General features: G+C 69.0%; 6 protein-coding genes. 2 read left to right on the top strand and 4 right to left on the bottom strand.

Annotated elements, in window-relative coordinates; translation table 11 throughout:
- Positions 1-422 precede the first annotated feature (422 nt).
- The 4 genes from C516_RS20860 to gloB all read right to left on the bottom strand — a co-directional run bounded on the left by C516_RS20860 (position 423) and on the right by gloB (position 5,194).
- The gene (locus tag C516_RS20860) at positions 423-917 is read right to left on the bottom strand and encodes an REP-associated tyrosine transposase (protein WP_084594186.1); all 495 of its coding nucleotides are present in this window, start codon (positions 915-917) and stop codon (positions 423-425) included.
- Between the two features lie 569 nt (positions 918-1,486).
- Positions 1,487-1,828 (bottom strand): hypothetical protein, encoded by a 342-nt coding sequence (locus C516_RS0110980; protein ID WP_018718439.1) that lies wholly within the window; start codon positions 1,826-1,828, stop codon positions 1,487-1,489.
- 778 nt (positions 1,829-2,606) lie between these two features.
- Positions 2,607-4,382, bottom strand: a complete 1,776-nt coding sequence (locus C516_RS0110975; protein ID WP_018718438.1) for a LysM peptidoglycan-binding domain-containing protein — start codon at positions 4,380-4,382, stop codon at positions 2,607-2,609.
- Between the two features lie 35 nt (positions 4,383-4,417).
- Positions 4,418-5,194, bottom strand: a complete 777-nt coding sequence (gene gloB, locus C516_RS0110970; protein ID WP_018718437.1) for a hydroxyacylglutathione hydrolase — start codon at positions 5,192-5,194, stop codon at positions 4,418-4,420.
- 106 nt (positions 5,195-5,300) lie between these two features.
- Between gloB and C516_RS0110965 the strand changes: the two genes are divergently transcribed.
- Together C516_RS0110965 and rnhA are read left to right on the top strand one after the other, a co-directional pair.
- On the top strand, positions 5,301-6,065 hold the full coding sequence (locus C516_RS0110965; protein ID WP_018718436.1) for a class I SAM-dependent methyltransferase: 765 nt from the start codon (positions 5,301-5,303) through the stop codon (positions 6,063-6,065).
- A complete protein-coding gene (rnhA, locus tag C516_RS0110960) occupies positions 6,062-6,505 on the top strand; it encodes a ribonuclease HI (protein WP_018718435.1) in 444 nt (147 codons plus the stop codon). Before C516_RS0110965 ends, rnhA begins: the two co-directional genes overlap by 4 nt.
- Positions 6,506-6,827: the final 322 nt, after the last annotated feature.

Genomic DNA, 6,827 nt, shown 5'->3' with positions numbered 1-6,827 from the left:
GGCAGCCGGCGTTTTCGCCCCGGTGTAGCGGCACCGGGATGTTGGCTGCCAGGAGCAGCCAATCTACCCGACCGGACAGGGCCGGAACCGGTCCACCCGACGCACTTCGGTCGGTCGGCTGCACCCGGCAGCCGACGTTTTTGCTCCGGTCTAACGGCATCGGGATGTTGGCTGCCAGGAGCAGCCAATCTATCCGACCGGACAGGGCCGGAACCGGTCCCGCGGCGCGCTCCGGTAGGTCGGCTGCTCAATAGCAGCCGGCGTTTTTGCTCCGGTCTAACGGCACCGGAATGTTGGCTGCCAGGAACAGCCAACCTACCCGACCGAACAGGGCCGGAACCGGTCCCCCCGCGCGCTCCGGTAGGTCGGCTGCTCAAGGCAGCCGACATCTTCGCCGACGCGCATACGCGGCCGATTTTTCGCTATTCCCGGCCAACCCCGTCGGGGGTGTCCGGCGGTGCGGTACCCCACTCCGCCGCATAGACCCCGGCCCGCACGAACCTGTGGAAGCTGCTCCAGGCCCATTCCCCCGGAGCCGTTACAAGCCCGTGTTTTACCGGGTTGTAATGGATGTAATCCAAGTGATGACGGAAATCGACGTCATTCCGCACCAGATGCTCCCAAAAACGGGGTTGCCAGATTCGCTTGTCGCCGGCCCGCGTGGAGACATAGCGCTTGATCAGCCGCCACCGTCCCGAGAAGTCCGGGTCGCCGCGTGGCAGGGACCACAGGCAATGCAGGTGATCGGGCAGCAGGACGATTGCCTCGGTTCGGAACGGGCGATACCCGGCAACGGCGCGAATCGCTGCCCCGAGTAATCGCCGTAGCCTGTCGTCACGAAAAAGCGGTTGCCGGTACCGCGTCACCACCGTGAAGAAATAGCATCCACCCGGTAGGTGTGCACGCCGGTATTCCATGGTCTCGTCCTCCCTGACGAGCGTGATCCTGTCATCGTCCAGGGAGCGTACCGCGCCCGGTCGGCGATTGGGAATGTAACAAGGAAGGCGTAGGTTGTCGGACGGGATGTCGGCTGCCATTGAGCAGCCGACATCCCGGTGATCGGTTACCCCGTCGGGCCGACGCGCAGCTTGGGGCACTGGCTGGGCCGGAGGTATTCGCCCTGCTCGATGGCGTTCCAGGCCGGTAGGTCGTACACGGCCGTGGGCCGCGTGCGACGTCTTCAATGACCGAACCGGAATATCGCACGCCTGCGGCGCGCGACCTGCACGAGTTCCGCCGCCACTGCCGCAGTGCATGCGGGCCGGGGTGGCGTTCCGTGTGCCGGGCAGCTCCGGTAGGTTGGCTGCCTCCTGGCAGCCAACGTCCCGATGCCGACGCACCCAGGCGGCGATGTCGGCTGCCGGGAGCAGCCGACCTACTCGAAAGGGTTTGACCGGTTCGCCGGCCGTATCCCGGTACGTCGGACAGGACTGTGGCCTGGCGCGCCGCAGGCGTACGACAGTCCGGAACTGATCCTGGCGGAGGCTCACTCCTCCTCGTCGAGAGGTCGTGGTTTGGTGCGCTCGAGGGTGTCCTCACTGAAGCGGGCCAGCTCCTCGTCCGTCCACAGGCCCATATTGCGCATGATGGCGATCTGCATCAGCGCCTTCGACCGGGCAAACCTATCGAACGCAGCGGACATGTCTTTGTTGATCTCCCGGAGACGACCGTACACGGCGGCGTAACGCTGGTGATTGGTCCTTTCGTCATCGGCGCCCGTGCACAGGGTGGCAATCTCGTCGAGGGCACGATGGCAGAAACGATCCAGCGCCTTTTCGTAGAGATCACGGAAAACCTTCCAGTCTCGTTCCGGGATACCGGCATGCATAGGCGATCACCCTCGCTAACGGCGATGATTTCGACGCCAAACCGGTAGGCGTCAAATCGGCTTCCAGGAAAATTCCCATTATTATACGGTAGGTTAAACGCCCCGGACAGTTACCAACCGATGCCCCAGGCGGCCTACCCGCGCGCCGCACGGGCCATACCGGCAACGACCGCCGTGCAGCGTGCCCCTCGAGCCGTGGTCTCCCATGAGGTCATTATTGCGCGAGACAGGGAGCCCCCCGGGCCTTCTCGGCGCTCATGCGCAAGTGCCGGCGGCCTTTGCGCAGCGTCCCGCAACGGCCCCGCCTGGAAAGCACGTCACCGAGTAACGGCAGAACCGGCCTCCGTGTCCGCCTCTAGTAGGTTGGCTGCTCCTGGCAGCCAACGTCCCGACGCTCACGCACCCAGGCGGGGATATCGGCTGCCGGGAGCAGCCGACCTACCAGGGATGGCCTACCGCGTCGGGTCGACCCGCAGTTTGAGGCGCTGGCCGGGCTGGAGGTATTCGCCCTGCTCGATGACGTTCCAGGCCGGTAGGTCGTGCACGGCCGCGGGCCGTGTGCGACGTCTTCAGTGACCGAGCCGGAATGTCGCACGCCTGCGGCGCAGGAACTACGGGCGTTCCCGCCGCCACTGCCGCCGTGCATGCCGGCCGGGGGTGGCGTTCCGTGTGCCGGGCAGCTCCGGTAGGTTGGCTGCTCCTGGCAGCCAACGTCCCGATGCCGACGCACCCAGGCGGCGATGTCCGCTGCCGGGAGCAGCCGACCTACCGGTGATCGCTATCTCGTCGGGTCGACGCGGAGCTTGAGGCGCTGGCCGGGCTGGAGGTATTCGCCCTGATCGAGGGCGTTCCAGCGCCGGAGGTCCGCCACGCGGACGTTGAACGCCTGCGCGATGCGGTAGAGGGAATCGCCCTTGCGCACGGTGTAGACCACGCGCTGCTCGTGATTGCCCGAGCCGCTGCGATCGCTACCGCCGCTGCCAGTGTTGCGGCGTACGACCAGCGTCTGCCCCGGATGCAGGGTGGCGTTGGCGCCGAGGTCGTTCCAGGCGGTGAGCTCGTCCACGGTGACGTCGTAGCGTCGCGCGATGGTCCAGAGGCTGTCGCCGGACTGGACGGTGTGGCGCACCGGTGGTGTCTTGGCGACCTTGCTGCCGCGGCCGACGACAAGGGTCTCGCCGGGCTGGAGCGTGGCATTCGAGGGGAGGTCGTTCCAGGCGGTGAGGTCATCCACGCTTACGTCATAGCGTCGCGCGATGGCCCACAGGCTGTCGCCGGGCTGAACCTCGTGGCGCATCGGCGGGTTGCCCCCGCCGCCGGTCTGGCGGGCGAGGCGGCCGCTGTCCTCCGGCCGGCCGGCCACAGGAACCACCAGCTCCTGGCCGACACGGATGAGGTTGCCATTGAGGTCGTTGACGTCGCGGAGCACCGAGACGTCGGTGTGATACTTGCTCGCGATCTCGCCGAGGGTGTCGCCACGGGCAACCCGGTGACGGCGCCAGCGCATGCGCTCTGACGGGGCGGTCGCCGCCAGACCCTCGCGGAAACGCTCGGCGCGGTCGGCGGGGACCACGAGGCGGTGCGGTCCGTCCGGCGGCGTGGCCCAGCGGTTATAGCCCGGGTTGAGGCGGTAGAGCGTCTCGGTGGAGATCCCCGCAAGGTCCGCGGCAAGGGCGAGGTCGATCTGGCCGTCCACCGTCACGACCGCCACCTGTGGTCGGTCGGCCATCTCCGGCAGGCTCACGTTATGTGCCGCGGGATGACGGACAACGTCACGCACGGCGAGCAGCCGGGGCACATAGGCCTCGGTCTGTGCGGGCAGATCCAGGTGCCAGAAATCGGTGGGCTCGCCGCGGCGCTCGTTGCGTCGTACGGCCCGCTGCACCGTGCCCTCGCCGGCATTGTATGCAGCGATGGCGAGCAGCCAGTCGCCGTCGAAGAATTCGTTGAGGTAGGCGAAGTAGTCCAGGGCTGCCTTGGTGGCGGCGACCGTGTCGCGGCGGCCGTCGTACCACCAGTCCCGCCGCAGACCGAAATGCCTGGCCGTGCCGGGCACGAACTGCCACAGCCCCGCGGCGTGGCCGTGGGAATAGGCGAACGGCTTGTAGGCGCTCTCCACCACCGGAATCAGCGCCAGCTCCATGGGCAGGCCGCGCTGGCGGATGCGCTCGACGATGTAGGGGAGGTATGGCCGGGAGCGCTCGGCCACCCGCGCGAGGTACTGCGGGTCGCCGGTGTAGTGATCGATCTGCTCGGCAATGGCCGGTGATTCCGGCTCCGGCAGGCGGAAGCCGTGGCGCAGTGTCCGCCAGATGCCGTCCGGGCCTTTGTCGTCGGAGGGCGTGCGGTCCTGGGATTTGTCTGCAGCGGTGTTCCGGGGCCCGCCCAGCACGGTGGTCGGCGAGCTGTCCCGCAGCAGTGCATCGGCCGCTGCCAGGGACGACGCCTTGTCCGCGTTGTCGCCGGCGCTGTTGCTGCCGGTGGGTGCCACACTACAGGCGCTGAGGGTCAGGCACGTGAGCAAAGGCAGCACGGCGCGTGATCGCACGGTCATTCTCCTTGATTGGATATCCATCGCCCCGCGGTCTTTCAGAATGCGTCCTTCCAGGCGCGCACGGCGGCGAAGACCGCCACCCCGTCGGCAAGGGCGTGGCCGGCGCGGGTCGCGGCGCGCTTGCGCACCGTCGGTGCGTCGGTGCGCAGAAACGGGTTGGTGGCCAGCTCCTCGGCAATGGTCGAGGGCAGAGTGATCCGGTCGTGGGCGCGCGCCTCGCGCACCGCGGTCAGCCGCTGCAGCAGCCCGGTGTTGTCCGGCTCCACCTCGGCGGCGAAGGTGAGATTCGCCTGGGTGTACTCGTGGGCGCAGTAGACCCGTGTCTCGCCGGGCAGCGCGGTGAAGCGCGCCAGCGAGGCGTGCATCTGCTCCGGCGTGCCCTCGAACAGCCGGCCGCAGCCGCCGGCGAACAGCGTGTCCCCACAGAAGAGCATGCCGTCGCCGTAATAGGCGATGTGACCGGCCGTGTGGCCGGGGCAGGCGATGACCTCGAAGGTGATGCCGAAGCCGGGCAGCGTGACAGCGTCGCCATCCGCCAGCGCGACGGTGCGCCCGGGGATGCGCTCGTCCGCCGGCCCCCACACCGGGATGTCAGCCCCGGCGGCCGCGACCAGCTCGCGGACACCGCCGGTGTGATCCGGATGGTGGTGGGTGATGAGGATCCCCGCCAGGGTGAGCCCGCGCTCGTCGAGCGCGCGGCGCACCGGGGCGGCATCGCCCGGGTCCACCACCACGGCGCGGTCGTCGCCGGCGCGGGTGAGGGCCCAGATATAATTGTCCGAGAATGCGGATATGGCGAATACGTCGGTCATGACGCGCGAGGATAACCCGGCCCTGTTGGACGCGCCAAACCGCGCGTGACCGCCACCCGGGGCCGCGTTATGCTCCACACGCAGAACACCGAGAGGGAGGTGGGCCATGGCCGACGCCCTGCATGGCTGGTTCAGAACGCCGCTGGGCCGTGCGCTCGTGGAGGCCGAGTGCCGGCTGCTGAGCCGCCGGCTGGCCGCGCTGCACTGCCGCAGTGTCGTGCAGATCGGCGCATTCGGCCGTGGCCAGCGCCCGGCGCTGTTTGGCGACACCCGCCACTGGCTGGTGGACCGCTGGCCCCGTGGCCCGGTGGACGTGGTCGCGGAGCCGGAGCTGCTACCCTTGGAGAGTGCGAGCGTGGACGCCGTACTCGTGATCCACCAGCTCGAGTTCAGTGAGGATCCGCACCAGCTCCTGCGCGAGGTCGAGCGCGTGCTCGCACCGGAGGGGCACGTCCTGGTACTGGGCTTCAATCCGTTCAGCCTCTGGGGCGTGCGCCGTGTGCTGGCCGGTGTGCGCGGCAGCCGGGCGCCGTGGACGGGACACTACTTCGGGCGCTCGCGCGTGAACGACTGGCTGCGGCTGCTCGGGCTGACCGTGCAGCGCCGCGAGGGCCTGTTCTGCCGCCCGCCGCTGCGCCACACGCGCAGCCTGGAGTGGCTTGCGCCCATGGAGCGGCTCGGGCCACGCTATGCGCGCATTGCCGGCGGGGTAAACCTGACGGTGGCGCAGAAACACGTGGCCGGGATGACGCCGCTGGAGCCGGCGATGCGTCCGCGGCTCCAAGTCATCCGCGGCGGCCTCGCCGGGGCATCGCGCGTGCGGCCCGGCAACAGCGCCGCCCGCGACGCCCGCGGAGGCCCACAGGGGTGAATCGAGTCGAGATCTTTACCGACGGCGCGTGCCGGGGCAATCCGGGGCCCGGCGGCTGGGGCGCGGTGCTGCGCTACGGCGAACACGAGCGCGAGCTCTGGGGCGGCGAGCCCGAGACCACCAACAACCGCATGGAGCTCACCGCCGCCATCGAGGCCCTGGCGAGCCTCAAGCGCCGCTGTGAGGTGGACCTCACCACCGATTCTCAGTACGTCCGCCAGGGCATCACCGAGTGGATGCCCGGCTGGAAGCGCCGCGGCTGGCGCACCAGCGCGCGCAAACCGGTGAAGAACGCCGACCTCTGGCAGCGCCTTGACGAGCTCGCCTCGCAGCACACCGTGCACTGGCACTGGGTGCGCGGGCACACGGGTCACGACGGCAACGAACGTGCCGACGCCCTTGCCAATCGCGGCATCGACGAGCTGCAGGCGCGGGCCTGAGCGCGCGCCGCCCCGTCGGGCGGGCATGTCTCGCACACGACCGGCCGTTCCACGGGGTCGTAGGTCGGCTGCTCGCAGGCAGCCGACGTTGCTCGCGGCGGGTGCGGGCCGTGGATGTTGGCTGCCAGGAGCAGCCAACCTACAGAAACTCCGGGCCCCTCGCCCTTTATGGGAGAGGGGTTGGGGAGAGGGAACGGCAATCGCCGGACGGGCCGGGTTGGAACGCTGCCCGGAGGTCCGGTCACCGTGTGGGGCAGCCCGCGGCGGGTGCCGGCCGTGGGTGTTGGCTGCCAGGAGCAGCCAACCTGCGGAAACTGTTGGG

It is taken from the genome of Arhodomonas aquaeolei DSM 8974, from assembly GCF_000374645.1.
GTDB classification, from domain to species: domain Bacteria; phylum Pseudomonadota; class Gammaproteobacteria; order Nitrococcales; family Nitrococcaceae; genus Arhodomonas; species Arhodomonas aquaeolei.
Note: the sequence above shows the minus strand (reverse complement) of the source record. Positions and strands in the feature narration are given on the sequence as shown.

What these genes read in the sequence shown, in the direction of transcription:
- C516_RS0110965 (WP_018718436.1), top strand. Translation starts at nt 5,301, where the DNA reads ATGGCCGACGCCCTGCATGGCTGGTTCAGAACGCCGCTGGGCCGTGCG.
- C516_RS0110975 (WP_018718438.1), bottom strand. Translation starts at nt 4,382, where the DNA reads ATGACCGTGCGATCACGCGCCGTGCTGCCTTTGCTCACGTGCCTGACC.
- gloB (WP_018718437.1), bottom strand. Translation starts at nt 5,194, where the DNA reads ATGACCGACGTATTCGCCATATCCGCATTCTCGGACAATTATATCTGG.
- C516_RS20860 (WP_084594186.1), bottom strand. Translation starts at nt 917, where the DNA reads ATGGAATACCGGCGTGCACACCTACCGGGTGGATGCTATTTCTTCACG.
- C516_RS0110980 (WP_018718439.1), bottom strand. Translation starts at nt 1,828, where the DNA reads ATGCATGCCGGTATCCCGGAACGAGACTGGAAGGTTTTCCGTGATCTC.